The following is a 26,906-nucleotide window of genomic DNA, read 5'->3' on the forward strand; positions in this document are numbered from 1 at the left end:
CATGTCCCAAGCTACCCAGGAACCACTGCGCGTCGTCTTCTGCATCGGCATCACCCAGAACTTTTTCGACCTGCCCACCGGCGAAGGCCTGAGCGTGTGGAAAGGCTTCAGCCAGATGATGGGCGACCTCGGCGCGATGCCCGGCATCACCGTACTCGGCGCCATGGACGACGACCGCTTGATGGTCGGCCCTTCGACCACTTCGCCCTGGACCGTGTACATCATGGCCGACGTCGACTGCCACCAGTCGGTGATCGACGCCTGCAACCTGTTCCGCACCACGCCGGTTGGCCAATACAGCCTGTGGCGTTACGCCAAGATCGAAGCGCGTATCGGTCGCCCGCTGACCATCCCTGATGCGGCCAAGGTGTAAGCCATGAACGAAGCCTTGCTGCAGCGTCTGGCGACGCTCGAAGGGGAAAGTGCCGTGCGCCGCTTGATGGCGCGCTACATGGACCTGTGCGATGTGCCGCGGGCGGCGATTCATCTGGGTCAGTTGGCGCAATTGTTCACCGAAGATGCGATCTGGGAAGGCCTCGGCACCCAGACCGCAAAGACCTTCGGCCAACACCGTGGGCGTGAGGCGGTGGCGGCATTTGTCGGCGGTTATCTGCCGCCGTCCGATCATTTCAAGCTGAACCTGCATTACCTCACCAGCGAGTCGATCGTGGTCGACGGCAGCGGGGCGCAGGGGCAGTGGATCATGCAGCAGATTTCCACCTATGCCGATGGTCGCAACGAGTTGTTCGGCACCCGTCTGAACATCGATTTTCGTTGTGTCGACGGCGTCTGGCTGATCGCGCATTTCCGCACGCAACGGCTGTTCAATACGGGGCTTTCCATCACAGAGGCGGATGCATGAGTACTTTCATCAGCGAATTTCTGCTCGGTGGCAGCGGTAAACGCGTGGCCATCAAGGATTCCATCGACATCGCCGGCCATCCGACCCGTTCGGGCAGCCGTGCGTTTGCCGAGGCACCGGCCGCCAGCAAAAACGCCGAAGTGGTCGACGCGATCCTCGACGCCGGCTGGCAGATCGTTGGCAAGACCAACCTGCATGAACTGGCCTTTGGCGTCACCGGGATCAACGACTGGACTGGCACACCGATCAACCCGCAAGCACCGGATCGCGTGCCGGGCGGCTCGTCCAGCGGATCGGCATCTGCCGTCGCCGCCGGCCTGGCGGACATCGCCATCGGCACCGACACCGGTGGTTCGGTGCGGGTACCGGCGGCGTGCTGTGGTGTGGCGGGGCTCAAGCCGACTTACGGTCGGGTCAGCCGTGTCGGCGCGCATCCGCTGGAATCGAGCCTCGATTGCGTCGGGCCGTTCGCCAGATCCATGGCTGACCTGATCGCGGCGATGCAGGTGATCTGCCCGGGCTTTATCGCTCAAGGCTTGCCAGGCGAAGGCGCCAGGGTCGGTTTCCTCGACGTGGCTTGCGACCCGCACTTGAAAGCCAGCCTGGGTGCCGCCGCCGACCGTGCCGGCTGGCGTCGCAGCCACCTGCACCTGAGCGAGTTCGAAGCGGCATTCGCTGCCGGCCTGACCGTGATCAATTTTGAAAACTGGGCGGCCTTCGGTCATCTGACCGGCAAGGGCCTGATCGGCGCTGATGTGGAAACACGCCTGCTGGCGGCCAGCCGCACCACCCGCGAAGACCTGGCCCAGGCCGAAGCCGTGCGCACCGCGTTCACCCAGCAAGTGGATGCGGCGCTGGAAGACTTTGCCGTGTTGCTGTTGCCGACGCTGCCGACCCTGCCGCCAACCCTCAGCGAAGCCCGCGCCGGCAGCAAAGCCGTGGCCGGCATGACCCCGCTGGTGCGGCCGTTCAACCTCAGCGGCCACCCGGCCCTGACGGTACCGGTGGAACTCGATTGCGGCGGGCTGAAGGTCGGCCTGCAGATCGTTGGCCGCAAGGGTCAGGACGAACAGGTCTGCGCCTTCGGTGCGCAGCTGCAACAAAGCATCGCCGGTGAACGCGCCGGCGCTAAAAACAAATCATAAAAAGAAGCCATGAGGAGAACCGCATGAGCACTCATGAATATCAGCTGATCGCGACGTCGAAAAGCCCTGAAGAGCTGGTCCAGCACGACCGCGTCGACGTCTCGCTGTACAACGATCCGGCGCTGTTCGAAGCCGAGCTCGAGAAGATTTTCTACCGCACCTGGGTGTGGGTTGCCCACGAAAGCGAAGTGCGCAACAGCGGCGACTTCAAGACCGCCATCATCGGCCGTCGCCCGGTCATTGTCGTGCGCGACAAGAAGAACACCATCAACGTACTGGAAAACCGTTGCCGCCACCGGGGCGCCACCGTATGCGAGAAGCACAAGGGCAACGCCACCGGTTTCACCTGCCCGTACCACAGCTGGTCCTATGGCCTGGATGGCAAGTTGCGGGCGCTGCCATATCCGGATGGCTACGAAGGCATTCTGGAAAAGTCCGAACTGCCGCTGACCAGCCTGCGTGTCGAGAGCTACGCCGGCATGGTCTTCGCCAGCTACAACGACGAGATCGAACCGCTGGAAGACTTCCTCGGCGGCGCCAAACACTGGATGGACCTGTTCATGAAACAGGGCGCCGGTTACCCGATCAAGACCCAGGGCGAACACAAGTTCAGCTTCAAGGGCAACTGGAAGATCCAGCTGGAAAACACCACCGACGGTTATCACTTCCCGATCGTGCACAAGTCGTTCATGTCATCGGTGGATGAAGAAACCTCGGAAATGCTCTCGTTCATGACCGACGAACAAGCCGTGACTCACTCGCTGGGCAACGGCCACAGTGTGATGGTCATGGTGCCGGAGCACGTCGATCTCGATCACGACGACGGCACCGAACAGCTGCAAGAGCGTTTCGCCCACGTCACCGAAGAACTGTCGAAAACCCTGCCGGCCGATCAGGTCCGTCGCATCGTGCGCTCGCTGCACGGCGCCGGTTTCAACCTGAACCTGTTCCCCAACGTGGCGATGTCGATGTCGTTCTTCCGCGTACTGCGCCCGGTGTCGGTCACCGAAACCGAGATCCGCCACGTGGCCCTGGGCATGGACGGCGGCCCGGAAATCGCCAACCGCGAACGCATGCGCATTCACGAACATTTCCAGGGCCCGTTCGGTTTCGGCAGCCCTGACGACGCCGAAGCCTGGGACCGCGTACAGCGCGGATCGTACGCTGGTGTCGATGCGCCGATCCTGGTCAACCGCGGCCTGAACCGCGAAATCACTGCCGAAAACGGCGACAAAGTCAGCCACGCCACCGATGAAGGCGGCATGCGCGGTGCCTACGACATGTGGAAAAGGATGATGAGCCAATGAGCAATCACGACACCCTGAACGGTTTTTCCGGCCCGTTGGCCCAGGCCATCGAATTCATCTGGCGCGAAGCCGAACTGCTCGACCACAAGCACTACGCCGAATGGGCGACGTTGTGGAGCGAAAGCGGCAAGTACATTGTGCCGATCGACCCGGACACCGAAGATTTCGAAGCGACCCTCAACTACGCCTACGACGATGCGCGCATGCGTGCCCTGCGCATCGAACGCCTGACCGCCGGCTACTCGCCGTCGGCGGTGGACGCGGCGAAAACCATCCGCACGGTTTCGCGTTTTCGTCTGGTGGAAGCGGCCGGGGACATCGTCGAAGTCAACTCCGCGCAGTTGCTGTACGCCTACAAACGCGGCGTGCACACGCCGTTCGTGGCCGACCTCAATCACCGCATTCGTTTCACCGATGGCGTGCCGTCGCTGGAGCGCAAAGTGGTGCGCCTGATCAACTCCACCGACAGCCTGAGCGCGCTCGGCTTCCTTTTGTGAGGACACCATCATGAGTCGAGTAGCCCTCGTAACGGGTGCCTCGCGCGGACTGGGCGAGTGCATCGCCCGTCGTCTGCATGCGGCGGGTTATCGCGTCGGCCTGGCGGACGTGCGTCTCGAAGGCGTGCAACGTCTGGCGTTGGAACTCGACAGCAGCGGCGCCAGCGCCATGGCCATCGAGCTCGACGTGCGCAGCAAAGCGGCGTTCCAGCAGGCGCGTGATCTGCTTGCCGAACGCTGGGGCGGCACCGACATTCTGGTGAACAACGCCGGGGTGTCGAAGGTTGCAGCGCTGATGGACATCACGCCGGAAGAGTTCGACGAGTCGATGGCGATCAATCTGCGCGGCACCTTCGTGGCTTGCCAGGTGTTTGGCGCGCACTTCGCCGAGCGTGGCTTCGGGCGGATCGTCAACATCGCGTCCCTCGCGGGGCAGAACGGCGGCACCGCCACCGGCGCACATTACGCGGCCGCCAAGGGTGGCGTGGCGACCCTGACCAAGGTCTTCGCCCGTGAACTGGCGCCGCAAGGCGTGACCGTGAACAGCATTTCGCCCGGTCCGCTGGACTTGCCGGTGGTGCGCGAAACGGTGGCCCCGGAGCGTCTGGAACAGATCCTGAAAATGATCCCGGCCGGCACCCTCGGCGACCCGGCGTTCATCGCCGACAGCGTGCTGCTGTTGATCGCCGACAACGCCACCTCCGTAACCGGCGCGTGCCTGGACGTCAACGGCGGCTTGTTCATGCGCTGAAAATTGTGGCGAGCGAGCTTGCTCGCGCTGGGCTGCGAAGCGGCCCCAACGTTTTCAGCAACACCGAATATTTTGCGATTGCTGCGCAATCGAGCGGGAGCAGGCTCCCTCGCCACAAAAGCTGTGCCAGACCCATGACTTAACCGAAACAACAGTATTCAGGTGATGCAATGATGAAGGTGAAGATCGAAAGGATCGTCGACGAAGCGCTGGATATCCGCTCCTTTCGCCTCGTGCGCAGTGACGGCCAGCCGCTCGACACCTATGAGCCGGGCGCCCACGTCGACCTGACCGGGCCGACCGGCGTAACCCGCCAGTATTCGCTGTGCAGCCCGCCCCAGGACCGCCGCGCCTATCTGGTGGCGGTGAAGAAAGAAGCGCAGTCTCGCGGTGGCTCGCTGGCGTTGCACGAGCAAGTGGAAGAGGGCATGGAGCTGGAAATGGGGGCGCCGCGCAACCTGTTCCGTCTCGATGAAAGTGCCCGCGAACATGTGCTGTTCGCCGCCGGTATCGGTGTGACGCCGCTGCTGAGCATGGCCTACAGGCTGGCGGAAAGCGGCCAGCCGTATCGCCTGCATTATTTCGCGCGTTCGGCACAATACGCGGCGTTTACCGAGCTGTTGGCCAACCAGTTTGCCGATCATGTGGAATTCCACTATGGCATCGAGCCGGGCGACCTGGACGGCGCATTGAGTGCGTGCCTGGAGCGCGCCAATCCGGCGGCCCACGTCTACACCTGCGGTCCGGCGCCGTTCATGAACAAAGTGGTGGAAGTGGCGTCCCGCAGTCGCCCTGACGATTCGATCCACCTCGAGCACTTTGCCGCAGACCCGGCCGCCAACAGCGCCCCGGCCGGCACCTTCGAAGTCGAACTGGCCAGCTCAGGCGTGGTGCTGCAAGTGCCGGCCAACGCTAGCCTGGTCGATGTGTTGCAGGCCCATGGTTGCGACATCGATACCGAGTGCCGCGAAGGCATCTGCGGGACGTGCATCGTCGAGGTACTGGACGGTGTGCCGGAACACCGCGACAACTGCCTTTCCAACAAGGAAAAGGCCTCCAACAAGCAGATTTGCGCCTGCGTTTCCCGGGCTCTTTCCGCTCGTCTGGTATTGGACATCTAAGCGCTTTCTTCACTGGAAAGCTGACGCCGGAGCCTGTTGAATGGCGCCCGGCGGCCATCGAGGGAGGCGATGGTTTTCAGATACAACCGTGTTACCGAACCGCTCGATGAAGCGGTCGAAAAATAACAACAGAAACGTGAGGCTTTGCGGACATGACTACAGCATCGGCGGTGCGCAACGAGGCGTTCGAAAGTTGGTTGAGCCAGGTAAATCAGGCCTGTGGGCGTTTCGATGCCCGGGCACTGGATACCGACTTCTACGGCGAACTGGCGGAATTTCGCAGCGGTGCGATCAACCTCAGTGTGGTCGACATGGCGCACGTGCATCTGTATCGCACCAGCAAGGATGTCAGCACCAGCAGCGACGGCCATTATTACGCGGTGTTCCAGATGCGCGGCAGCTCGCGACTGGAGCAGGGCGACAACCGCGCGCAACTGGGCTGTGGCGACATCGCCCTGATCGACGCCAGCCGCCCGAGCGACATGATTTACAACGACGATTGCCGACAGCTGTCGCTGATTCTTCCGCGGCAGGTGGTCGAGCGTGGGTCGCATTTCAATGGGGTCAATTGCGCCACTCGGATCGCCGCCAGCAGCCCCCTCGCATCGATGGCCAACAAGCTAGTGTTGGAAACCCGTCAGCAGGAAGGCCTGGACATGCAGGAAAGCGAAGCCGTGCTCGATGCATTGGCCAGCCTGTTGCTGCCGGGCATCAGCGCCCAGGACAGCGGCGGCGATTCCCATGAACGGCAATTTCGCAAGGTCATCGCCTTCATCGATCAGCACATCAGTGACGAAGAACTGTGTCCCGAGCTGATTGCCCGTGAGGTCGGCGTTTCGGTGCGAGGCCTGTACCGGATGTTCTCCAAGCGCGGCCTGGTGGTGGCGCAATACATCAAGCACCGCCGCCTGGACTTCTGCGCGGAAAACCTGCGCCGCGCCGATGTCGAGCAAAAGCTCTCGGCCTTGTGTTATGCGTGGGGGTTCTCGGATTCCAGCTACTTCTCGTCGGCGTTCAAATCACGCTTTGGCGTGTCGCCGGGGGCTTATCGCAAGCGGTATAGCCAGATCTGATCCGCCGGCATTGATGTTGAACTTGCCGTCCTCATCGCTAGCAGGCCAGCTCCCACAGGGATTTTTGCCGTGCACAGATTTTGTGTTCGCTGGAGATCCACTGTGGGAGCTAGCTGCTAGCGATGGCGGCCTCATGGCCGCCAAAAATCCCTCAATGCCGCACCGGCTCTTCCACCGGTAAATGCAGCACTTCGCGCACCAGCATGGCGATGCTGGTCACGCCCATCTTTTCCTTGATCTTGGTGCGATGCACGTCAACGGTCTTCACGCTGATGTTCAGCTCACGGGCGATGACCTTGCTGGCCTTGCCATCGATCACCAGCATCAGCACTTCACGCTCGCGGGTGGTCAGCAGCGCCAGTTTGCCTTGCAGGTTCTGACGCTGCTGCTGATCGGCCTGGGCATGCACCGCGGTCTTCAGCGCGGCCTGGATGCGGTCGATCATCTGTTGCGGGTTGTAGGGCTTCTCGACGAAATCCAGCGCACCATTCTTCATCGCCGTGACCGACATCGGAATGTCGCCATGGGCCGAAACGAAGATGGTTGGCAGGGTGCTGCCGCGCTGATTGAGGATCTCCTGCAACTGGAAACCGCTGGTCTCCGGCATGCGCACGTCCAGCACCAGGCAGGCGGGCTGCTGGGGGTCGTATTGGCTGAGGAATTCTTCGGCGCCGGCGAAGCACTGCGCCTGCACACTGACGGACTCCAGCAACCACGCCAGCGAAGTGCGCAGATCCTTGTCGTCGTCAACGATGTAAACAATCGGTTTGCGGGTTTCCATCAGGGCTGCCACGAAAGTCTTCTAATTATTGTTTTCGCACGCGAACGCGCGGCACGCATCGGCTCATCTTTCTGGAGCCTCTGCGCAGGATACCCACTGTCGCCGGCCCTTGCGATAAAGAAACCACCTAGTCGACTAGCGGAAACCCAACCTCATCATGGGGATCGTCAGAATGGTTGCGCCGCGGCCAGCGTCTTAGTCTTGTTCCATCACCTACGGGCCGCACGATGGCGGTCCTCCTGAAGGAAGGGGCATCGACATGGCCGACTTGAGCCAGCAGCAAATCGACTTTCGCAACGCCATGGCGCAGCTGCCTGCTGCGGTGAACATCATCACCACCAACGGCCCTGGCGGTCGTTGCGGCATTACTGCCAGCGCCGTGTGCTCGGTGACCGACTCGCCACCGACCGTGCTGGTGTGCGTCAACCGCAACAGCGCCACCCACGACGTGTTCCGCACCAACGGCCATCTGTGCGTCAACGTGCTGTGTGGCGAACAGGAAGAGTTGGCCCGCCACTTCGCCGGCATGACCAAAGTGCCGATGGAAGAACGCTTTGCCTGGGACCTGTGGGACGACGGCGCGGCCGATGTGCCGGTGCTGCGCGACGCCCTGGTGCAGCTGCAAGGACGGATCAGCGAGTGCAAGGAAGTGGGCTCGCATTCGGTGATGTTCGTGGAGCTGACGAAGGTTGGCGTGCGCGAACCGCGTGACAGCCTGGTGTACTTCAACCGGTTGTTCCATCGCCTGGAACACGCCAGCGCGGCTTGACGGTTGTGGCGAGGGAGCAAGCACCCTCGCCACAGAAACACCGTTATTGCTGCATGTAGTCCCGCGCTAACCTGCAAGCCCGTTCAATCAGCATCGGCGCCATTTCAATCGCCGTCGGCGTGCCCTGACGGGTGTGAATCCAGCCCAGGTAGGTGGTGCCGCGCAGCATCAGGAACAGGGCCAAAGTCTTACGATCGGCCTCGGTCAGCGGTTTGACCGCGTGGTAGCCGTCAAGCAGCGCAGCCTTGATCTGCTCATAACGCGGGTCATCCAGGCAGAAATACAGCGCCGTGGCCAGCTCGAACATGTGCCAGCCAAACCCGGCGTCATCGAAGTCGATCACGCGCAGCTGCGGGCCTTCGATCAGCAGGTTTTCCGGCACAAGGTCGGCGTGAATCATGCCGAAGTTGCCCAGGTGTCGGCCGTACTGACGCAAGTCCTTGCGCGCCGTACGCCGGGCCTGCTGGAGCAAATCCCGCTGCTCATCGCTCAGTTGCGCAAGCTCCCAGAAGCGCCCCCAGAACGGGTTGGCACCGATCAAGCCTTCTTCATCCCAGGCATGCCGGACAAATTCGTCCGGCTGCTGCCAGTCCGCCGAATGCAGGTGAATGCGCGCAGCAATCGCGCCGGCTTCATTGAACAGAAAATCGATTTCGGTATCGGCCTGCACCCCGGCCTCGGAAGTGCCGGCGGTGGCACCGGGCAGCCAGGCGAGCATATCGATGTGCCGCACCTCGCCGATGGCCTGGTGGGTGACTTCGATCAGGTGACGCTCATTCTGCGCACGGATGATTTGCGGCACGGTGATACCCGCACTGGCCAGCGCCTCCATCCATTGCAACTCGGAACGCAGCGCGGCTTCGCAGTGATAGCCGTTGCGATGGATGCGCAGGGCGACGCGCTGACCATCGTGACGGCGAGCTGAAAACACCGCGTTCTCGCGGAACTTCACCAGTTCGATCTCGGCGAATTCGCCGTCCCATTGTTGCAGGGCATGGCGCGCCAGTTCGTGCAGGCGGCTGACTTGCTGGTCATGGGGCAGGGTATGAAATTCAGTCATGGCATGGCCTCAAATGGCGCTCAGGGCGTGGTCCAGGGTGTCGACGAACAAGTCAGCGTGATCGCGGCCGAAAACCAGCGGCGGGCGCAGCTTGAGAATGTTGTCGCCGGCGCCGATCTTGCTGATCAGCACACCGTTCTCGCGCATGTCGTTGACCACCTTGCGCGCCTCCAGCCCGGCCGGTTCCTTGCTGGCGTGGTCGCGCACCAGTTCCATGGCGAAGAACAAACCCTTGCCGCGCACATCGCCGATGATCGAGTGCTTGGCCGCCAACGCTTGCAGGCGTTGCTGCACGTAAGCGCCGACGCTCTGCGCGTTGTTCAGCAGTTGCTGTTGCTCGATCACGTCAAGCACCGCCATGCCGACTGCCGCCGCCACGGGCGAACCGCCGAAGGTGTTGAAGTACATCGCGTGGCGCCCGAACGACTCGACCAAGGCCTTGTGGGTGATCAACCCGGCCAGGGGATAGCCGTTACCCATCGGTTTGCCTAGGGTGACGATGTCCGGCACCACACCGTGAGCCTGGTGACCCCATAAGTGATCGCCGGTGCGACCGAAACCGGATTGCACTTCATCAGCGATGAACAAACCGCCCGCCGCACGGATTAGCGCCGCAGCCTTGTTGACGAAACTGACGGGCACCCGTGGCAACCCTTCGTTGGCGAACAGGGTGTCGATCAGCAGCGCGGCGGGGCGAATGCCCTGGGCCTGCATCGAGGCAATCGCCGCCGCGATGTTCGCCGCGTATTCCTCGGCCAGTTGCAGTTCAGTGGTGCCGGTCGGCGCGTGGTACAGGCATGGAATCGGCACCGCACGGGCATGGGCTGCGAAGGGTTCCGGCGAGGGTAGGGCGGTGGTGACTTCGGCCAGCGACGCCGAGTTACCGTGGTAGTTGTAGTCGCTGACGATGATGCCGGTGCCGCCGCTGGCGAAGCGCGCCAGGCGTAACGCCAGCTCATTGGCCTCGCTGCCGGTGCAGGTGAACATCGCGGTGTCCAGCGGCTCGGCGAAGGTCGCGGTCAGGCGCTCGGCGTAGCGCACCACTTGTTCATCCAGATACCGGGTGTGGATGTTCAGCGTGGTGGCCTGGCGGTGCATGGCCTCGGTCACGTGAGGGTTGCAGTGACCGACGCAGGGCACGTTGTTGTAGACGTCGAGGTAGCGGCGACCGTCGACATCAAACAACCAGACGCCATCGCCGCGTACCAGGTGCAGAGGTTTGTCGTAGAACAGTGGCGAGGCGCTGCCAAGCACGCGATGGCGGCGTTGCAGGAGAGTGTCTTCAGGCATGGTCTGGAACCTCGATAACGCTGCGGCGAGTGCGCAGCAGGTAATTGAAAATGCACAGGGTGAAGGTCACGGCCAGGGCGATCAGCATCAGCATGTCGAGCTGGAAGCAGGCGGCGATCACCACCAGGGTCAAGGCCAGGCCGAGCCACGCGACCCGTTTTCCGCCGGTCAGGGTGAACGGGCGTGGCAGGTCAGGCTGGCTATTTTTGATGCGCAGGTAAGCGCCGAAAATGAACAGGTAGCAAACGTTGAGCAGCAGCACGACCGCGAGCATCACCGTGGCTGGGTCGACCGCCGACAGCGGCAGGCCGATCACGCCGATCAGCAACAGTGCCGGGTACGGCGTGCCGCGTTTGCCGGTCTTGCCCAGCCATTGCGGGAACAGACCGTCGCGGGCCATGGCGAACAGTTGCCGCGATGCTGCGTAAACCAGGGAGAAGAAAGTCGCGATCAGACCGAACACGCCGCCGCAGCCAATAACTTTGGCCAGCCACGAGCCTTCACCGAACGCGCTGTTGCTGGACATCGCCGCGTACAGCGGATCGCCCGCCGAGCCCACCAGCTCGACACCGCCGGCGCCCGGTGCGCACACCAGTACCACTAAAGCAGTCACCAGCAACGTGCCGATGGCCGCGAGAATGCCGCGTGGCATGGTGCGACCGGGGTTTGCCGCTTCTTCCGCCGCTGAGCCGGTTTGCTCGACGGTGATGAACAGCCAGATGGCGAACGGCACGCAGGCGAAGATGCCGCCGAGACTGACCGGCGTTGTGACATTGGCTGGCAATGTCAGCAGGTTGGTCAGTTCGACATGCGGCGCCATGGCCACACCGAAGGTCAGCAGGGCGACGACAGCGATTACGCCGGCAATGAACGTCAGCCCCATGGCCTCACCGACGCCGCGCAGGTGAATGCCGATGATCACCACGAACAGGGCGATCTTCACCGGCCAGCCACCGAAGCCGAAAATCGATTCGGTGTAGGCGCAAATGAACGTCGCCGCCGCACCGGTGCCGATGGTCAGTGCCAGCGCACAAGCCACGCCGATCAGGTAACCCACAAATGGTCCGAAGGCACTTTGCGCATAAACGAACACACCGCCAGCGCTCGGCAACGCCGTGGACAGTTCCGCCACACACAACGCCAACCCACCGCAGAGCAGGGCCATCAGCAATGTGGCGATCAGCATGTTCAACCAGCCACCGGCCGCCAGCCCGAAGTTCCAGCCTGAAAACTGCCCGGCCACCACCAACGCAATTCCGAGGCCGGCGATCTTCGGCCAGCCCAACGCACTTTTCTTAAGCACAGAAGTCTCCCGCGACCCGAAGGCCGATTTATTGTTTTAGTGAGAAATGGAGGGGTTCAGCGTTGCTTTACCGCCCACTGGATGGGGGTTGTCTCGATACTACGCCGGGGGTGTTGAACGGCATGTTTGCGTGCATGCCATGTGGTTGGTTGTGGGTGCCAGATTCCACGCGGGCCATGTGGGAGCCTGCTGGCGATGGCGGCGTGTCAGCCAGCATCGATGTTGTATGTGATGGCCTCATCGCTAGCAGGCTAGCTCCCACAGGGTTTTGGGGTGATCACGGTGTTTGTGGGGCGGCACAAATCCAATGTGGGAGCTAGCCTGCTAGCGATGGCGGTCGATCCGACAACATCACTCTCAGATCCGAAAGCTCCCCACCAACTGATTCAGCCGCGCCGCCTGTTGTTCCAGCTCGGTACACGCGCGCAACGTCGACTGCAGGTTCTCCACGCCTTGCTGGTTCAGGGTGTTGATCCGGGTGATGTCGACGTTCAGCGCCTCGACCACGGCCGTTTGTTCTTCGGTGGCGGCTGCGACGGACTGGTTGACGTTGTCGATCTCGCCGATCCGTTGGGTCACGCTGCCCAGGCGGGTGCCGGCGAGGTTGGCGATGGTGACGCTTTCTTCGCTGTGTTGCTGGCTTTCGGTCATGGTGGTGACTGAGTTCCGGGCGCCGACTTGCAGCTCTTCGATCATCTGCTGGATCTCCAGTGCCGAGGCCTGGGTGCGGCCGGCGAGGCTGCGCACTTCGTCCGCCACCACGGCAAAACCGCGTCCCGCTTCACCGGCGCGGGCCGCTTCGATCGCGGCGTTCAGTGCCAACAGGTTGGTTTGCTGGGAAATGCCCTTGATCACTTCGAGGATCTGCCCGATGTTCACGGTCTTGTCGTTGAGCACTTCGATGTTGGCGCACGAAGCGCTGATTTTGCCCGACAGTTCGTTCATCACTTCGATCGTGCGTTGCACCACCTGGCGACCGTCTTCGGCTTGTTGCCGGGCGCTGGACGCCTGATGTGAAGCGTCGGATGCGTTGTTGGCGATCTCCTGGGCAGCGGCGCCCAATTGATTGATCGCGGCGGCCACGCTGTTGGTGCGGCTGGATTGATCGTCGAAATTGCTCAGTGACGAGTTGGACGCGTCCAGCACGCGGCGGGCGCCTTCGTTGACGCCAAGGGCCGCTGACGACACCTCGCGCATCGACTGGTGAATACGTTCGACGAAACGGTTGAACGCCGTTGCCAGTTGGCCAATCTCATCCCGCGATTGCACGTGCAGGCGACGGGTCAGGTCGCCTTCGCCGAGGGAAATGTCCTCCATGACCCGCGTCAGCACCTGCAACGGCCGGGTAATGCGCCGGGCGGTGTAGCCGATCAACAACAGGCCGAGCAACGCCGAGCCGCCGCCGAGCAACAGTTCCAGCGCAGTGCTTTGCACGCCTTGGGCGTCGAGTTCCTTTTGCAGGGTGGTTACGGGCGCCAGCAACACCTCTTGCGGCACGCCCACCAACACGCCCCACGGTGCGGCGTCGGCAATCGGTGGCAGCGGTTCGAGCACCTTGATCTGTTGCGAGTCGACAAACACCTTTGGCTGGCCCAGGCGCAAAGCCTCCATCACCTCGGCGTTGTCCATCGGTTGGCCGAGTCGGCTGACATTCTGACTGTCGGCGGAGATCACGCCACGGGGGCTGACGATGCTGATCTGACCGTGGCCGTCGAACAGTTCAAGCGCGCTGGCTTCGCTGTTCTTTTGCAGGGCGGCAAGGTTGATGTCGAGGCCGACCACGGCGATGACCTTGCCGTTTTCCAGCAGCGGGAAGGCGACGCTGGTCACCAGTTTGCGGCTGCCGGAGGCTTCGTCGAAGTACGGTTCCAGCACGCAAGCCTGACGGGTGTCACGGGCGCAGGTGTAGAAGGCGTTATACGGCGCGCCGCTCGGCCCGGGTTCGGTGTTGGCCAGCAAGCCTTCGTCGCCGATCACGGCCTGGAGTTCGCCGGGTTTGCTCTGCACCCAGTACAACGAGAATCGCCCGTTTTCGTTGCTGCCCAATGCGGCCTGATTGGCGAAACCGGTGTCGGCGCCGTCCAGCGCATCGGGTTCAAAAATGACGTAAAGCCCGAGCAGGTCGGGCTTGTCGATCAGGGCCTGATGAAGCTGGGTATTCAGCTCCTGGCGCAGTTGTGGGGCGCTCAGTCGGCCCTGGTGCTGGAGTTGCCTGAGGTAGAGCAAATACCGCGACAACCCCTGGCCGAACTCGTGGGTTTGCATGAAGGTGCGTTGCACCTGCATGGCCTGGACTTTGCCCAGCGCCTGCATGTGTTCCCTGGCGGCATCGGCGAGCATTTCGCCGCTGGCCTCGGCCACTTGCCGGCTGCTTTTGTGCGTCTGGTAGAGCGACAAAGCCATCAGCAAACCGACCACCAACAACAGGCAGAGGCCGGCGAGCAGGGCGATCTTGCTCTGGATCGTGAGGAATGTTCTGCGCATTGGAAAAGCCTTTTTCCACGGGGGCAGTGGGTGCGCCACTGCCCCGTCATGACTTAGAAAGTGCTGGCGAATATCAGCTGGCTGTAGAGGTTCTTATCGTTGTTGCCCAACTGCGTGCCGCCCTGATCGGCGCTCTTGTCCGGCTGGAACAGGCCAACCAGCGGCATCACCGTGATGTGGTCGTTGAGGTGCCATTCGGCATACAGGTCGATTTCGTGGCCATCGGTGTTGCCCAGGTCGCGGTCGATGGTGTCGAAGTTGAAGTACATCGCGCCCACGGTCAGGTTTGCCAGTGGCGAGACGGTGAATTTGAGCTGCTGGATGCGCGAGTTGGTGTTGAACGGGCCGGCGTAGTTACCCGCCACTTCACCCTGGAACCAGGTACCGAAGCCACGACTGAAACCGTAGAACAGCGTGTCGTAGCCTTCCGAAAAGCGGCTGTAGCGGTAGCCGGCATAGGGTGTCCACGGGGCTTCGGAAAAGGTCCAGCCTGCCTCCAGATACCAGGCGTCCTCGGTGGCGGTGTGAGGTTTGTCTTGCTTGGCGTATTCGCCGGAGAGGAATAGATCTTTGACCCCGGCATTGCCGGTCGCACGCAGGCTGTAGGTCTTCATGCCGTCGCGTTCGAGTTGCGCAGGGGAGGCGTACTGTTCGTCGATGTCTTTGGTGTCGACGTAGGTCAAGCCGACGGTGCCGGCTTCAGACACGTGCTCCAGGGTGCCGACGTACATTTCGGTCATGGCCTGGGCGCGGTTGTTGGACTTCAACCACATCAGGTCGCCGCGCCAGCCTTCCTTGCCGCCGATGCGCAACACGGCGGTTTCGTCGAAGGCCTTGCGCGCGGCCAGCCAGTAGGCGCCACCGCGATTGAACTCGCCATCGGCCAGGCCTTTGCCGAGGTTCAGGGCGTCGCCGTTGATCAGGAAACCATCGCCGACCATGATGTTCTGGCGACCGAACGACAGGTCGATGCCATCGGCACCCAGTACCGGGAACAGGTCAGCCGAGCGCCAGCCGAGGTAGGCGTCTTCGAACCTGGTGGTGCGTTCCGAACCGTCGCTGAAACCGGCCGCATCGCCGTCGCCCCAGGTACCGGAGCTGAGCATGTTCGCCGCGCCGTACGCGGTACCCACACCGCCCAGGCCCTGGTCGAAGCTCAAACCGTATTTGATATAGCCCTCGCGCCACGACGAAGAACCTTCATCGAGACGACCCGACAGGGCGTAATTTTCCTGACTGTGGAAAACGCCGAATACCGCTTCCAGGGTGGCGTTCAGGTGACTGTCGTCATCGGCGTAGAGTTCATAGGCTCCGGCCTGGCCGGCGCTGATCATCAGCGCGAGAGTCGAAAGGCGAAGCAAGGGGGACTTGAGCATGGCATGACATCCGTTCTTGTTCTTGAGCGCAGGTTTGCGGTCTGCCCGGATACTAAGTCGCAACTTTTTTCTAGCCTTTTGCCTGTTTGCCAATTAGTTGGTTGTACATGCCAGATCGATCGGTTTGGCAGTAGCGCCAACACAACTGGCACGCAGGGCAAAACCTGTCGGCCAGCGACCGCCCACAATCCCTCTCAACCTGCCGGTGCACCGTTGCCCCGGCACTTTCAGTGTTGGCGTTCGCTGGCTGGCGAGCGCGTGGATTTTCAAGGGCGTTTTTTATGTTCACCACCCTGCGTTTGCCCGTTATCGGTTTGCTGTCATTGACCCTGGCCCAGGCTGCGCTGGCTGCCGATTGCGCACCGGTGCAGAGCCGGGGCGCCGAAGTGTTTGCCAATGAATGCGGGGTTTGCCATGCCGTGGCCAAAGGCGCGGCCGGCATGATGGGGCCGAACCTGGCGGGTGTGGTCGGGCGCAAGTCCGGCTCACTGGAAGGCTTCAACTATTCCCAGGCCATGCGTAACAAGAACATCGACTGGCAAGCCGAGAGCATCGAACAACTGATCACCCAACCCCAGGCCTACGTGCCTGGCACCTACATGCCTTACATGGGCATGGCCTCGGCGGATGATCGCCAAGCGGTTGTGTGCTTCCTCAAAGAACAACATTAAGCGGCCGGTTAATTTTCTGACCAGCCAATCCCTGTGGGAGCTGGCCTGCCAGCGAAGGCGGCCTTGAGTATTGCAGTGCCCGTGAAGGCGCATTCGCTAGCAAGCCGGCTCCTGCATCTGAATAAAAAAGGTGATTTATGAGCAACGTTGAAATCCTGCCGCAGGTGGCTGCCTTCCTCGATCGCCGTCATGGCTGCTTCATCGACGGGCAATGGGTGTTCGCCGAAGGCGACAGCATCGCCGTGGTCAACCCGGCCACCGGGCAGACCTTGTGCGAAACCCTCGATGCGCCACTGGAAGTCGTTGAGCGTGCCGTGCAGTCGTCGCACAAGGCTTTCAAGTCCGGCGTCTGGTCGAGCCTGCGTCCGGCCGACCGTGAACGCATCCTGCTGAACTTCACCCGTCTGGTGGAGGAGCACGCTGAAGAGCTGGCGCAGTTGGAAACCCTGAGCCAGGGCAAGTCGATCAACATGGCCCGCGCGCTGGATTTGAACGCGACCGTGGAATTCATGCGCTACATGTCTGGCTGGGCGACCAAGATCGAAGGCCAGACCTTCGACGTGTCGATTCCACTGCCACCGGGTGCCAGGTTCACCGCGTTCACCAAGCGTGAGCCGGTGGGCGTTGTGGTCGGCATCGTGCCGTGGAACTTCCCGTTGCTGATTGCTGCCTGGAAACTGATGCCGGCGCTGGCCACCGGTTGCACCGTCATCATCAAACCGGCGATGGAAACCCCGTTGACCGCCATGCGCCTGGCCGAACTGGCGCTCGAAGCGGGTATTCCGGCGGGGGTGTTCAACGTCGTCACCGGCGGTGGTGCTTCGGTGGGTGGCGTGCTGACTTCGCATCCGCTGGTGAGCAAAGTGTCGTTCACCGGGTCCACCGCCGTGGGCAAGAGCGTTGGCGTGGCGTGCATGGAAAACATGACGCGTTTCTCCCTGGAGCTGGGCGGGAAAAACCCGATGATCGTGCTCGCCGATGCCGACATCGAAAAAGCCGTGCAGGGCGCAATTCTTGGTGGCCTGCTGAACAATGGCCAGGTGTGTGCGGCGGCTTCACGTTTCTATGTGCATCGCTCGATTCACGACCAGTTTGTTGAGGCCCTTGCGGCTGCTGTTTCGTCGATGCCCATTGGCGACGGCATGAACTGCGACGCGGCAATCAACCCGCTGGTGTCGCGCAAACAACAGCAGAGCGTACTCAAGCACATCGAGCTGGCCCGCAAGGAAGGGGCTCGCGTGGTCACCGGTGGCGAGTTGCTGGAAGGTGACGGGTTCTTTGTGCAGCCGACCATTCTGGCCGACATCAACCACAGCATGGCCGTGGCTCGCGAAGAGGTGTTCGGCCCGGTGCTGGGCGTGATGCCGTTCGACGATGAAGACGCCGTTATCGCGCTTGCCAACGACAACCGCTACGGTCTGGCCGCCAGCCTCTGGACCAACGACCTGGGCAAAGCCATGAACCTGGTGCCACGCATCGAAGCCGGCACGGTATGGGTCAACGCCCACGTGCTGCTCGACCCGGCGATGCCGTTCGGTGGGGTCAAGCAGTCGGGCATGGGCCGCGAGTTCGGGCGTGCGGTGATCGAGGCTTACACCGAGCTCAAGTCAGTGTGCATTGCACATTGATGCAAATCACTACCAGCGGCGGGACGGTCATTACGCAGCAGGTGGTTTTGCCAGATTAATCCCGGCGGCGCTCAGCCGTTTGAGAATCTCGAACAGCAGTTCGCTCTTGATCGAGAGCACCATGCGTGGGCTGCTGACATAACCGGTGACGGTCAGGGTGATGCCTTCAGGCTTGAGCTGGCTGAAGCGCACCACCGGCGCCGGTTTGTCCAGAATCGACTCGTGCTCGACATAAGTGTCGTACAGCAGCGTGCGCACCTGTTCCGGGTCGATGTCCAGCGGGAACATCAGTTCGAGTGACGTTACCCCTTGAGCGCTGCCGCCCAGGGTGACGTTGCGCAGGTTCTGTGAGATCAACTGCGAGTTGGGCACGATCACGATCGAACGGTCGGCCAGCTGTATTTCGGTCGCCCGTACGTTGATGCGGCGGATGTCGCCTTCGACCCCGCTGATGCTGATCAAGTCGCCGACCTTCACTGGGCGCTCGGTCAACAGGATGATGCCCGAGACGAAGTTCTTGACGATCTCCTGCAAGCCGAAGCCAATGCCCACCGACAGGGCGCTGACGATCCAGGCCAGGTTAGTCCATTTCACGCCCAGCGAAGACAACATCAGCAACAGCACCAAGGCGTAGCCGATGTTGGAGAACAGGGTGCTGAGCGAGGCACACATGCCGGGGTCCATTTCGGTTTTCGGCAGGAACTCGTCGTCCAGCCAGCGGCGCAGGGAACGGATCAGGTAGACGCCGATGATCAGCGCGAGCAGCGCTTGCAAAAGGTTGGCGGGGACGATGTTCAGTTTGCGCAGGCCGTCACCGCCGAGGATCGCCAGAATGTTGGTGGCCAGTTGTCCCAGGGTCGAACCGACTCCGCCCACCAGCAGGGTGATCAGCGCAATCAGCAACAGGGCAGCGCGACCGGCGCCGGAGAGGATGATCGAAATCTGTTCCAGGCGCGTATCGCCAATGCCCAGCAACTCCTTGATGGCTTTACCGGTAGAGTATCGGGGGGAAAACAGGAACTCGCAGCCGTCCTTGAGCATTTGGATCAGCAAGTAGAAGCCAGCAAAGATGATGAAAAACCAGACCAGTTCGTAAGTGATGAAGCGCGACAGCGACACGTAGCCGATGATCAAGGCGAGAAACGAAACCACGATCGCAATACTGGCGAAGGCATAGATCACACCGGCCAGGGTACGGCCTGCTTCGGGGGCAGTGCCGGCCATGACCATGGCCCGCCGCGTTTTGCTGACATGCACCAGCAAGGTCGCGATCAACGTTGAAATGACCAGTGCCACCAGGCCCCTGACTGAAATCACCAGCTGTGAGCTCATGCCGGTGGCATTGGTCATCTGCGCCAGCGATACCAGCACCAGCAGGGCAACGGCTAACCGCAAGGGATAAGGCTTGATCACCACCGCGAGCGGATCGGCAAAAGCCGGCAGCCGCCATGAAGGGTGTTCGGTGGACAGCAGCGCACGGCTCAGGCCGGTAATCAGCACGCAGGTGTAGACGATCTTTTCAAAATCCTGGGAAAACCCCGCCAGTTGCGGCGTCAGGGGCAGCTCTCGGGTGACCGTAAAAAACAGCAACTGCAGGGCAATCCAGGCAGACAGGACCGTGGCCACCACCGAGGCCAGCGCCAGGGCGCTGCGGCGCAGGCGACCTTCCGGCATTCGATGAACACACAGCCAGGTCAGCCCTCGTTCAGCCACCCTGCGACCGAAAAACCAGAACGCCAGGGCCACGACGAGCAGCAGGCTGGTCAACAGGCGTTCGCCCGGTTGCCACGTGGCAGCCAGTGTGGCGCCGATCTGCTGGATGAATGCGTTGAATTTTTGCCGATCTTCCTGCGGTGGATTGAATAACGGTGCCCAAAACCAGGGGTTGAGCACGCTGCGGGTCTGCTGCGTCACTTCGGTTTCCAGCAGACTGCGGCGGATGGCGGCAATCTGGGTCAGCAGTTCGGCAGCGCTTGCCTTGAGGGTCGCCAAGGTTTTCAAGCGGGAGTCGACGCGGTTTTTTTGCTCGGTGAGGGTTGTCCTCTGGCTGGCAATTTCGGATTTCTCGAGCCCGGCATCAGCCAGGGGCGTTGGTCCCAGCACCGCCAGCTGTGCCTGCAACTGAGCCTGTTCGGGCACTAACAGCGCCGTAAGCCGATCAACTTCGCGGATAAGGGCCTGAACCAGATCCTGCGGGGCTTCCAGCTGACTGTAGTTGTTGGCCTGGGACACCTGCTGTTTGAGATTGCCGAGCTGGGCCATCAGCGCGTCTAGATTGCCTTCGGAAACGCTGGCCGGCGCGGGCGTTGACGTGGCGGAAGAGGGCGTGAGCGGTTCTGCCGCCGACAGCATCCCGACGTTCTGCCCGAACAGAAAAACGATGAAGATAACCAGGCTCAAAGCATTGCGCATCAGCGTGCTCGACTGTTTGTGTGTCACTGAGCCTATGAGGTTAGGTCATGACTTACGTTGTCGAGGCGATTTTGTTCATTCGCCTGCGCGCCGCGCCGGAAAAATCAACTCAAAACACGTCACGCCCTCAGCACTCGTGACGCTGTACCGACCATTGTGCAGTTGCATGATCGTCGCCACGATCGACAGCCCCAAGCCATTGGATTGCGCCGAACGTTCGCGGGATTCGTCGACCCGGTAAAAACGTTCGAACAGCCGGGGAAGGTGTTCGGTGGGGATCGTCTGGCCGTGATTGCGCACTTGCAGGCGGATGCCGTCGGCAGTTGGCGTGGCGCTGATCGACAACTCGGAGTCCGGCGCGCCGTACTTGATGGCATTGGCGCACAGGTTGGCCAGGGCGCGGCGCAGCAGCATCGGCTCAGCCCAGATCACGCCGCTACCGTGGGCGTTGATGGCGATCCCGACATCCGCCGCGAGCCCTTCGAAATAGTCGGCCATGCGTTCCATTTCATCCAAGGCGTCCAGTTCCTGGCGTTGGCGCATGGCGCTGGCCGGGTCGGTGCGGGCCAGGAACAGCATGTTGTCGAGCATGCGCGCCAGGCGTTCGAGTTCCTCGACATTGGAGGCAAGCAACTGTTGATAGGCTTCGATGCTGCGGCTTTGCTGCAAGGCGACCTGAGTTTCACCGAGCAGGTTATTGATCGGTGTGCGCAGTTCATGGGCCATGTCAGTGGACACCTGGCCCAGTTGCACGAAGCCTTTGCCGAGGCGGTCAAGCATGGCATTGAAGGCCTCGATCATCGGCAGCAACTCCAGTGGCGCGCCGTGGCTGTCGAGGCGTTCGCCGAGGTTGCCCACGCCGATGCCCTGGGCATGCCGGGCCACGCGTCGCACCGGCAGCAATCCGCGCTGCACCAGCACGTAGCCGGAAAGTGCCAGCAGAATCGCCGCCACGCTGGCGAACAGGTAGACGTTGAACCGGTAACGGGCGAGCACCGCCGTGCGTTCAGTCATCAGGCGCCCGGTCAACACTTGCAGAGTGCCCTGATCACCGGAATCGATGGTCGCCGCCACTGCCGAAAAAGGCACGCCGTTGACGTTGGGCAAATGCTGCACGTCGCTCAGGCTCAGCGGATGGTCAATGGCCATGGGGGTCAACGCGGGCATGTGCAGATTGCCCGGATTGACCACCAGCAACGGCGCTTGCCCGGGGGCGCCGATACTCAGCAGGGCCTCGCGGTTGCCCAGCATGTTCTGAAACAGCGCGGGTTTGGTGCGGATCAGCTCCAGGGTGTTGCTGTCGTTGAGGAACGTGCGCAGTTGGTCGATGCGGGTGATCAGGGCCGCGTCATCCCGGCGGATCAATTCGCGCTCCAGGTCGCGGTACAACGCCACCCCCAGGGACGTCAGCGAGACAAACGCCAGAAACGCAAACACCAGCGCCAGGCGCAGCGTCAGGGAGTGGCGCAGACGGGACAGGCTGTTCATGGCTGCGTATCGAAGCGGTAGCCGATACCGCGCACGCTGTGGATCAGCTTGAGCTGGAACGGATCGTCGATTTTCAGCCGCAACCGGCGTACGGCGACGTCCACTACGTTGGTGTCACTGTCGAAATTCATGTCCCAGACCCGCGAGGCGATCATCGACCGCGACAGCACTTCACCTTGATGCGTGGCGAACAGGTGCAGCAGGGCGAATTCCTTGTTGGTCAGTGTAATGCGCGTGCCAGCGCGGGTGACGCGGCGCTTGAGCACGTCGATCTGCAAGTCTTCGATGTGCAACTGTTCTTCTTCACGGGTGGGGCCTCGACGGGTCAGGGTGCGCAGGCGAGCGACCAGTTCGGCGAAGGAAAACGGTTTGATCAGGTAATCGTCGGCGCCCAGTTCCAGGCCCTTGATGCGATCGGCGATGTCATCGCGAGCGGTGAGAAACAGCACCGGGGTGTCGGCCTCCTTGCGCAGGCGGCGCAGGACTTCCCAGCCGTCCATTTTCGGCATCATCACGTCCAGCACGATTACATCGAAATCGTGTTCCAGGGCCAGGTGCAGGCCATCGACGCCGTCGCGGGCCAGGCTCACGGTGTAACCGAGTTCCTGCAAGCCGTTGAGCAGGTAATTACCGGCCTTGGGTTCATCTTCGACGACGAGAATGTTCATGGGGTTCTGCCAGGTGTGGGGTCAGCAAAATTCAGCGCCGTGCAGGCGGGCTACAGCGGCATGCCGGTGCCGCCAGTGTAGCCCGTTCATCCGCCGGTACGCAGGGGCGTCGATCAATGATCATTGGTGCAACCGCTGCCCTGGACCAGGTAATCCAGCTGATGCTGGCGACCCTGATGGTCGAGGTAGTTCAGTTGGGCGGGGAGGACGCCGCACTGCTGCGAAATGTCTGTTTCGCCGAGCACTTTGGCGACGTCGAGGTGGACGAAGGCCGCGTCCTTGTCGTGGATCACGGGGGCGGTGCTCTGGGTGTCGGCAAACGCAGAACCGGTAGCGAGAAGGGCGGCGAAACCGAGGATATACATGTTCATGAGGGTGCTCTCTTTTCAGGGTTTGAGTGGGCTGCCGGTGGCATGGCCTGACAGTGAGTTCAGGTTAAACAGCCGATCCGGACAGCCCACCAACAGCTCGATGACAAAGTTGTAATAAATGACGGTGGTTTACGGTTGGCGACCGGCGGCAGCGAGGATCAAGTCGGCGATTTCCTTGGCGTGGGACACCAGCGACAAGTGGCTCGACGGCAGCTCGATGGTGGTGGCACCCATGCGCTTGGCGAGGAAGCGCTCAAGGTCCGGGTTGATCGTCTGGTCCTGGCTGGAGACGGCATACCACGACGGTTTTGTGTGCCAGGCCGCGGCGGTGGTGCGGTCGGTGAACAGGGTCTTGGCGATCGGTTGCTGCACGGCGAACAGCTGCATGGCCTTGTCATGAGGCACATCGCTGGCGAAGTATTTGAGGAAGGCGTCTTGCTTGAGGCTGATGTAACCGTCGTGTTCTTCAGTGCCGGCGCGCACGGGCATGGTCGGGTATTTGGCCGACAGTGCTACGAAATCTTCCCCGGCATCGGGCGCCCGCGCTGCCACGTACACCAGGGAACTGACCTTCGGATCGACCCCGGCCTCGCTGACCACGGTGCCGGCGTAGGAGTGGCCGACCAGCACGGTCGGGCCGTCTTGCTGATCAAGTACGCGCCGGGTCGCGGCCACATCATCGGCCACCGAGGTCAGCGGGTTTTGCACGGCGGTAACGTGAAGACCGGCAGCCTGCAAACGGGAAATCACATCCGACCAACTGGAGCCATCAGCCCAGGAACCGTGCACCAGCACGACGTTGTTGGCCTTGACCGGTGCGGCGGTGGTGGCCGCCATGGCGGAACCGGTGCCCAGCACGAACAGGCTGGCGGCGATCAGGCAGAGTTTGCTCAATGGATTCATGGTATCGACCCTTGTCATCATCAGTGGGAGGTGTGTCATCCGGTGTGGGTGACTGACGACTTCACTGTATGGCGCGAGGGTGCTGGCTACGCTGACAACTCCATGACAAGTCTGTAATGCAACGGCTCGTTCAGGTGTAGGCCAGCAAGCGGCCGCAGAGGATTGCGCTGATCCATAGCGCGATGGAAAACAGCGCCTGCAGCCTGGCTACGCCCGGCGCTGGTGTGCCGGTGTCCCACGCCGTGACAGACCGGTACACGCCGACATGGAACAGCACGGCGTTGAGGCCCGCCGTGGCGATCAGGCACAGCTTGAGGATGAAAATGTCATTGGAGGCGAAGTCGTGGGGATGGGCGGAAAACATCATCAATCCGGCTGGCACGATCAGAAGCAGGGCTGCCAATGACCAGGGTAAAAGATGACGGGCGAGGGCTGTCACCTGAATATTGCGTGACACACCGAGCACCCGCAGATCGAACATCACCACCGAACCGACCAGGATCACGAAACCGAGGATGTGCACCACCTCCACCAGCGGATACAGCCACAAATCACCACGCATGGCTGACCCAAGCGACGAATCATTCAGCCAGTCCATCCAGCCCGGTTCGGATGTCATCAGCGCAACTCGATGGTTTTGTCGTCGATCGTGATGCGTTCTGCGCGTAACTCATCGGGTTTGCTGCGATTCTGGTAGCCGACCACCGTCGCCTGCGTGCCCACCGCCATCATGTCCTTGGTCAGCCCCCGGTTTTCCATGCGTGAGGGCGGAGCGAGCACCACGTTCCAGGTCTTTTCCGCGGTCTTGAGGTTCACGAAGCCGTGGGGGTGGGAATAACCGGATTCTTCTATGGTTCCGCTCAGTTGCAAAGGCTTGGTTGAGTCGTACTCGCTCCAGCCATGATGGGCGAATGCCGCCGTGGCCACCAACAGCAGTGATACGCCAAAGCCTTTGAGCATGATGTTCATGACCGGGTCTCCTGTTGCAGGTTTTTTGGGGTCGATGTTTTTCAGGATAGTTGGCGTATTTGACGGGCCGGAACGCCCTGACCAAAAGAATGTTTCAGGCTGTGACGCAGGACTCGCAAGGCCCGCCAGGCCTTCGACGCAAGCGTGTTTTACGCTTACCCGCAGATGACACCCATAAAAACCATGGGCTGGTGGTGCCGTATCTGCTGCATAAGCGCGGCATCAAGCTGCAAGAAGATCACTATCGCGAGCCGGTTTTGATTCACGCCACCGCCGGCCGGGCGATTTGCTGTTGGGCCAGGCCGATGAAGGCGCTCATGGCGGAGGTGATCATGGTGTCGTTGCGGCGAATGAACACCGTGGAAACATTGGCAAATTCCGCCGGCAGTGTGTGGCAGCGGATCGCATGGCGCACACTGCAATTTTCCGCAATGGCCTTGGGCAGCAGCGTCACGCCCATGCCCGCAGCGACGCATGACAGGATGCCGTCGAGCGTGCCCAGTTCCATGATCTGGTTCGGCACCAGGCCCACCTGATAAAACCAGTTTTCCAGCGTCGAGCGATAAAAACACCCGGTGCGAAACACCAGCACCGTTTGTTGGGGCATTTTTTCGATGAGTGCAGGCAGCGTTTCAAAGTGGTTGCTGCTGACCAGCACCAGCTCTTCGGCGAACACCTCTTCCTGGGCCAGCGCCGAGTTCTGGTGGAATCCGCCGACAAACGCACCATCGAGCCGATGCGCTTCAATCGCCTTGATCAGCTCCACCGTGGTGCCCGTCAGCAGCGACAACTGCACGTCGGGAAACTGCTCGCGGTACTTGGTCAACACCTGTGGCAAGCGGATGGCGGCGGTGGTCTCCATCGATCCCAAACGCAGCAAACCCGTGGGGCTGCCGGTGTCCATCAACGCGCTGCGGCTTTCTTCGGTCAATTGCAGAATGCGCCGCGCGTAACCAAGGAAGGTTTCGCCTGCCGAAGTCAGCACCACCCCGGACTTCTTGCGGATGAACAGCTCGCGATTGAGCTCCGCTTCCAGCTCCTTCACGCGCATGGTGACGTTGGATTGCACTGTGTTGACCTGTAAGGCTGCGGCAGTGAAGCTGCCCAGTTCAGCGACGGCGCAGAAAATCTTCAGTTGGCGCATTTCCATGATCGTCACCATCCATCATAAAAAGTGATTTTGGATATATTTAATGATCACTTTACGAGCTTTTCCGCGGATTAGTAAAGTGCTCGAAACGATAGGAAACGAGCGCGATTCGGCCATGAAACTGACTTCAAACATTGACCATGTGTATGCAGGAGGCTTGGGCATCTTGCAGCCCGAAGGCCAGCAAACCGGCATGTTCAAGCAACGGCATGCAGGCCCGGTGCGGGTTGAGATGCACGGCATTGTCGGCGATCAGCAGGGTGATACCCGCGTGCATGGCGGCCCGGAAAAAGCCATTCATCAATACGCCGCGCAAAACTATAAGCGGCTGGCGCAAGCCTTTCCCGGCAGTGCCTCTGAGCTGAAGGCGGGCAGCCTCGGGGAAAACATTTCGGCGGTCGGGCTCTGTGAAGTCAGCGTTCACATCGGTGATGTATTTCAGGTGGGCAGCGCGGTGTTGCAGGTGTCGCAACCGCGCAGCCCTTGTTGGAAGATCAATCACCGGTTTGATGCTGAGCGGATGTCGATGTTTGTCGCCAAGGAGCGCATCACTGGGTGGTACTACCGGGTCATTCAGCCGGGGTGCTTCGAGGCAGGGGACCGGATTGAGTTGCTTGAGCGGCACTCGGCGCGGTTTTCCATTGATCAGTTCTGGCAGGTGCAGTTGTCGCATCGGCCGGTGATTGATGATTTGCTGGCGTTGGCAGCGACCCATGGTTTGGCGCCGGACTGGCAGCGGCGTTTGTCGGAGCGGGCGAAGTATTTGCAGAAACGTGTGGATAGCGTTGGTTGATCCAGCCAGCCTCGATGTTGCGGCCACACCCGAT

General features: G+C 61.5%; 25 protein-coding genes and 2 pseudogenes. 12 read left to right on the forward strand and 15 right to left on the reverse strand.

The window, feature by feature from the left end:
- Position 1 precedes the first annotated feature (1 nt).
- The 8 genes from M5G20_RS29615 to feaR all read left to right on the forward strand — a co-directional run bounded on the left by M5G20_RS29615 (position 2) and on the right by feaR (position 6,756).
- Positions 2 to 373 carry a hypothetical protein gene (locus M5G20_RS29615; RefSeq protein WP_046040355.1) on the forward strand — a complete coding sequence of 124 codons (372 nt, stop codon included), beginning with the start codon at positions 2 to 4 and terminating at the stop codon, positions 371 to 373.
- A gap of 3 nt (positions 374 to 376) precedes the next feature.
- Positions 377 to 862 (forward strand): nuclear transport factor 2 family protein, encoded by a 486-nt coding sequence (locus tag M5G20_RS29620; protein ID WP_273922050.1) that lies wholly within the window; start codon positions 377 to 379, stop codon positions 860 to 862.
- Positions 859 to 2,007 carry an amidase gene (locus tag M5G20_RS29625; RefSeq protein ID WP_273922051.1) on the forward strand — a complete coding sequence of 383 codons (1,149 nt, stop codon included), beginning with the start codon at positions 859 to 861 and terminating at the stop codon, positions 2,005 to 2,007. Before M5G20_RS29620 ends, M5G20_RS29625 begins: the two co-directional genes overlap by 4 nt.
- A gap of 23 nt (positions 2,008 to 2,030) precedes the next feature.
- A complete protein-coding gene (locus M5G20_RS29630; protein ID WP_273922052.1) occupies positions 2,031 to 3,314 on the forward strand; it encodes an aromatic ring-hydroxylating oxygenase subunit alpha in 1,284 nt (427 codons plus the stop codon).
- A complete protein-coding gene (locus tag M5G20_RS29635; protein ID WP_273922053.1) occupies positions 3,311 to 3,811 on the forward strand; it encodes an aromatic-ring-hydroxylating dioxygenase subunit beta in 501 nt (166 codons plus the stop codon). The genes M5G20_RS29630 and M5G20_RS29635 overlap by 4 nt, the downstream gene beginning before the upstream one ends.
- 10 nt (positions 3,812 to 3,821) lie before the next feature.
- Positions 3,822 to 4,562, forward strand: coding sequence for an SDR family NAD(P)-dependent oxidoreductase (locus M5G20_RS29640; protein WP_273922054.1), 741 nt, complete (start codon positions 3,822 to 3,824; stop codon positions 4,560 to 4,562).
- Between the two features lie 170 nt (positions 4,563 to 4,732).
- On the forward strand, positions 4,733 to 5,683 hold the full coding sequence (locus M5G20_RS29645; RefSeq protein ID WP_273922055.1) for a PDR/VanB family oxidoreductase: 951 nt from the start codon (positions 4,733 to 4,735) through the stop codon (positions 5,681 to 5,683).
- 152 nt (positions 5,684 to 5,835) lie between these two features.
- The gene (gene feaR / locus M5G20_RS29650; protein WP_273922056.1) at positions 5,836 to 6,756 is read left to right on the forward strand and encodes a transcriptional regulator FeaR; all 921 of its coding nucleotides are present in this window, start codon (positions 5,836 to 5,838) and stop codon (positions 6,754 to 6,756) included.
- A gap of 151 nt (positions 6,757 to 6,907) precedes the next feature.
- On the opposite strand, the gene M5G20_RS29655 is transcribed toward feaR, so the two are convergent.
- Entirely contained in the window at positions 6,908 to 7,537 is a 630-nt protein-coding gene (locus tag M5G20_RS29655) for a response regulator transcription factor (protein ID WP_273922057.1), read from the reverse strand.
- A gap of 259 nt (positions 7,538 to 7,796) precedes the next feature.
- Between M5G20_RS29655 and hpaC the strand changes: the two genes are divergently transcribed.
- On the forward strand, positions 7,797 to 8,306 hold the full coding sequence (gene hpaC, locus M5G20_RS29660) for a 4-hydroxyphenylacetate 3-monooxygenase, reductase component (RefSeq protein ID WP_273922058.1): 510 nt from the start codon (positions 7,797 to 7,799) through the stop codon (positions 8,304 to 8,306).
- 43 nt (positions 8,307 to 8,349) lie between these two features.
- On the opposite strand, the gene M5G20_RS29665 is transcribed toward hpaC, so the two are convergent.
- The 6 genes and pseudogenes from M5G20_RS29665 to M5G20_RS29685 all read right to left on the reverse strand — a co-directional run bounded on the left by M5G20_RS29665 (position 8,350) and on the right by M5G20_RS29685 (position 15,819).
- Positions 8,350 to 9,366, reverse strand: a complete 1,017-nt coding sequence (locus M5G20_RS29665; RefSeq protein WP_273922059.1) for a phosphotransferase enzyme family protein — start codon at positions 9,364 to 9,366, stop codon at positions 8,350 to 8,352.
- A 9-nt stretch (positions 9,367 to 9,375) separates the two neighbouring features.
- On the reverse strand, positions 9,376 to 10,656 hold the full coding sequence (locus M5G20_RS29670; protein WP_273922060.1) for an aspartate aminotransferase family protein: 1,281 nt from the start codon (positions 10,654 to 10,656) through the stop codon (positions 9,376 to 9,378).
- On the reverse strand, positions 10,649 to 11,959 hold the full coding sequence (locus M5G20_RS29675; RefSeq protein WP_273922061.1) for an amino acid permease: 1,311 nt from the start codon (positions 11,957 to 11,959) through the stop codon (positions 10,649 to 10,651). Before M5G20_RS29675 ends, M5G20_RS29670 begins: the two co-directional genes overlap by 8 nt.
- Before the next feature lie 357 nt (positions 11,960 to 12,316).
- Positions 12,317 to 13,342 (reverse strand): annotated as a pseudogene (locus M5G20_RS30420) (methyl-accepting chemotaxis protein); the annotation flags it as partial.
- Positions 13,343 to 13,714: 372 nt separating this feature from the next.
- Positions 13,715 to 14,443 (reverse strand): annotated as a pseudogene (locus M5G20_RS30425) (cache domain-containing protein); the annotation flags it as partial.
- A gap of 53 nt (positions 14,444 to 14,496) precedes the next feature.
- Positions 14,497 to 15,819 (reverse strand): hypothetical protein, encoded by a 1,323-nt coding sequence (locus M5G20_RS29685; RefSeq protein WP_273922063.1) that lies wholly within the window; start codon positions 15,817 to 15,819, stop codon positions 14,497 to 14,499.
- Between the two features lie 281 nt (positions 15,820 to 16,100).
- On the opposite strand from M5G20_RS29685, the gene M5G20_RS29690 reads away from it, so the two are divergent.
- Both M5G20_RS29690 and M5G20_RS29695 read left to right on the forward strand, forming a co-directional pair.
- Positions 16,101 to 16,490 (forward strand): c-type cytochrome, encoded by a 390-nt coding sequence (locus tag M5G20_RS29690; protein WP_273922064.1) that lies wholly within the window; start codon positions 16,101 to 16,103, stop codon positions 16,488 to 16,490.
- A 137-nt stretch (positions 16,491 to 16,627) separates the two neighbouring features.
- Positions 16,628 to 18,118 carry an aldehyde dehydrogenase family protein gene (locus M5G20_RS29695; protein ID WP_273922065.1) on the forward strand — a complete coding sequence of 497 codons (1,491 nt, stop codon included), beginning with the start codon at positions 16,628 to 16,630 and terminating at the stop codon, positions 18,116 to 18,118.
- A 30-nt stretch (positions 18,119 to 18,148) separates the two neighbouring features.
- Here M5G20_RS29695 and M5G20_RS29700 read toward each other — a convergent pair whose 3' ends face one another.
- The 8 genes from M5G20_RS29700 to M5G20_RS29735 all read right to left on the reverse strand — a co-directional run bounded on the left by M5G20_RS29700 (position 18,149) and on the right by M5G20_RS29735 (position 26,079).
- The gene (locus M5G20_RS29700; RefSeq protein ID WP_273922066.1) at positions 18,149 to 20,530 is read right to left on the reverse strand and encodes a DUF3772 domain-containing protein; all 2,382 of its coding nucleotides are present in this window, start codon (positions 20,528 to 20,530) and stop codon (positions 18,149 to 18,151) included.
- A gap of 75 nt (positions 20,531 to 20,605) precedes the next feature.
- Positions 20,606 to 22,018: a heavy metal sensor histidine kinase gene (locus M5G20_RS29705; RefSeq protein ID WP_443218331.1), complete on the reverse strand. Its 1,413-nt coding sequence runs from the start codon at positions 22,016 to 22,018 to the stop codon at positions 20,606 to 20,608.
- Entirely contained in the window at positions 22,015 to 22,686 is a 672-nt protein-coding gene (locus M5G20_RS29710) for a heavy metal response regulator transcription factor (RefSeq protein WP_150702424.1), read from the reverse strand. Before M5G20_RS29710 ends, M5G20_RS29705 begins: the two co-directional genes overlap by 4 nt.
- 113 nt (positions 22,687 to 22,799) lie before the next feature.
- Positions 22,800 to 23,057, reverse strand: a complete 258-nt coding sequence (locus tag M5G20_RS29715; protein ID WP_273922067.1) for a DUF2790 domain-containing protein — start codon at positions 23,055 to 23,057, stop codon at positions 22,800 to 22,802.
- Between the two features lie 129 nt (positions 23,058 to 23,186).
- Complete coding sequence (locus M5G20_RS29720) at positions 23,187 to 23,960, reverse strand: alpha/beta hydrolase (protein WP_273922068.1); 774 nt, start codon at positions 23,958 to 23,960, stop codon at positions 23,187 to 23,189.
- A 130-nt stretch (positions 23,961 to 24,090) separates the two neighbouring features.
- Positions 24,091 to 24,579: a DUF6644 family protein gene (locus M5G20_RS29725; RefSeq protein WP_273922069.1), complete on the reverse strand. Its 489-nt coding sequence runs from the start codon at positions 24,577 to 24,579 to the stop codon at positions 24,091 to 24,093.
- A complete protein-coding gene (locus tag M5G20_RS29730) occupies positions 24,579 to 24,929 on the reverse strand; it encodes a DUF6152 family protein (RefSeq protein WP_273922070.1) in 351 nt (116 codons plus the stop codon). Before M5G20_RS29730 ends, M5G20_RS29725 begins: the two co-directional genes overlap by 1 nt.
- Before the next feature lie 262 nt (positions 24,930 to 25,191).
- Positions 25,192 to 26,079, reverse strand: coding sequence for a LysR family transcriptional regulator (locus M5G20_RS29735; RefSeq protein WP_273922071.1), 888 nt, complete (start codon positions 26,077 to 26,079; stop codon positions 25,192 to 25,194).
- Between the two features lie 115 nt (positions 26,080 to 26,194).
- Between M5G20_RS29735 and M5G20_RS29740 the strand changes: the two genes are divergently transcribed.
- Entirely contained in the window at positions 26,195 to 26,872 is a 678-nt protein-coding gene (locus M5G20_RS29740; RefSeq protein WP_273922072.1) for an MOSC domain-containing protein, read from the forward strand.
- The last annotated feature ends 34 nt before the right edge of the window (positions 26,873 to 26,906 follow it).

The organism is Pseudomonas sp. TNT2022 ID1044 (assembly GCF_028656895.1).
Lineage (GTDB): Bacteria > Pseudomonadota > Gammaproteobacteria > Pseudomonadales > Pseudomonadaceae > Aquipseudomonas > Aquipseudomonas reinekei.

What these genes read in the sequence shown, in the direction of transcription:
- M5G20_RS29640 (WP_273922054.1), top strand. Translation starts at nt 3,822, where the DNA reads ATGAGTCGAGTAGCCCTCGTAACGGGTGCCTCGCGCGGACTGGGCGAG.
- M5G20_RS29720 (WP_273922068.1), bottom strand. Translation starts at nt 23,960, where the DNA reads ATGAATCCATTGAGCAAACTCTGCCTGATCGCCGCCAGCCTGTTCGTG.
- M5G20_RS29700 (WP_273922066.1), bottom strand. Translation starts at nt 20,530, where the DNA reads ATGCGCAATGCTTTGAGCCTGGTTATCTTCATCGTTTTTCTGTTCGGG.
- M5G20_RS29695 (WP_273922065.1), top strand. Translation starts at nt 16,628, where the DNA reads ATGAGCAACGTTGAAATCCTGCCGCAGGTGGCTGCCTTCCTCGATCGC.
- M5G20_RS29735 (WP_273922071.1), bottom strand. Translation starts at nt 26,079, where the DNA reads ATGGAAATGCGCCAACTGAAGATTTTCTGCGCCGTCGCTGAACTGGGC.
- M5G20_RS29710 (WP_150702424.1), bottom strand. Translation starts at nt 22,686, where the DNA reads ATGAACATTCTCGTCGTCGAAGATGAACCCAAGGCCGGTAATTACCTG.
- M5G20_RS29730 (WP_273922070.1), bottom strand. Translation starts at nt 24,929, where the DNA reads ATGAACATCATGCTCAAAGGCTTTGGCGTATCACTGCTGTTGGTGGCC.
- M5G20_RS29715 (WP_273922067.1), bottom strand. Translation starts at nt 23,057, where the DNA reads ATGAACATGTATATCCTCGGTTTCGCCGCCCTTCTCGCTACCGGTTCT.
- M5G20_RS29655 (WP_273922057.1), bottom strand. Translation starts at nt 7,537, where the DNA reads ATGGAAACCCGCAAACCGATTGTTTACATCGTTGACGACGACAAGGAT.
- M5G20_RS29665 (WP_273922059.1), bottom strand. Translation starts at nt 9,366, where the DNA reads ATGACTGAATTTCATACCCTGCCCCATGACCAGCAAGTCAGCCGCCTG.
- M5G20_RS29705 (WP_443218331.1), bottom strand. Translation starts at nt 22,018, where the DNA reads ATGAACAGCCTGTCCCGTCTGCGCCACTCCCTGACGCTGCGCCTGGCG.
- M5G20_RS29740 (WP_273922072.1), top strand. Translation starts at nt 26,195, where the DNA reads ATGAAACTGACTTCAAACATTGACCATGTGTATGCAGGAGGCTTGGGC.
- M5G20_RS29690 (WP_273922064.1), top strand. Translation starts at nt 16,101, where the DNA reads ATGTTCACCACCCTGCGTTTGCCCGTTATCGGTTTGCTGTCATTGACC.
- M5G20_RS29725 (WP_273922069.1), bottom strand. Translation starts at nt 24,579, where the DNA reads ATGACATCCGAACCGGGCTGGATGGACTGGCTGAATGATTCGTCGCTT.
- M5G20_RS29635 (WP_273922053.1), top strand. Translation starts at nt 3,311, where the DNA reads ATGAGCAATCACGACACCCTGAACGGTTTTTCCGGCCCGTTGGCCCAG.
- M5G20_RS29685 (WP_273922063.1), bottom strand. Translation starts at nt 15,819, where the DNA reads ATGCTCAAGTCCCCCTTGCTTCGCCTTTCGACTCTCGCGCTGATGATC.
- M5G20_RS29625 (WP_273922051.1), top strand. Translation starts at nt 859, where the DNA reads ATGAGTACTTTCATCAGCGAATTTCTGCTCGGTGGCAGCGGTAAACGC.
- hpaC (WP_273922058.1), top strand. Translation starts at nt 7,797, where the DNA reads ATGGCCGACTTGAGCCAGCAGCAAATCGACTTTCGCAACGCCATGGCG.
- M5G20_RS29615 (WP_046040355.1), top strand. Translation starts at nt 2, where the DNA reads ATGTCCCAAGCTACCCAGGAACCACTGCGCGTCGTCTTCTGCATCGGC.
- M5G20_RS29630 (WP_273922052.1), top strand. Translation starts at nt 2,031, where the DNA reads ATGAGCACTCATGAATATCAGCTGATCGCGACGTCGAAAAGCCCTGAA.
- M5G20_RS29620 (WP_273922050.1), top strand. Translation starts at nt 377, where the DNA reads ATGAACGAAGCCTTGCTGCAGCGTCTGGCGACGCTCGAAGGGGAAAGT.
- M5G20_RS29645 (WP_273922055.1), top strand. Translation starts at nt 4,733, where the DNA reads ATGATGAAGGTGAAGATCGAAAGGATCGTCGACGAAGCGCTGGATATC.
- feaR (WP_273922056.1), top strand. Translation starts at nt 5,836, where the DNA reads ATGACTACAGCATCGGCGGTGCGCAACGAGGCGTTCGAAAGTTGGTTG.
- M5G20_RS29670 (WP_273922060.1), bottom strand. Translation starts at nt 10,656, where the DNA reads ATGCCTGAAGACACTCTCCTGCAACGCCGCCATCGCGTGCTTGGCAGC.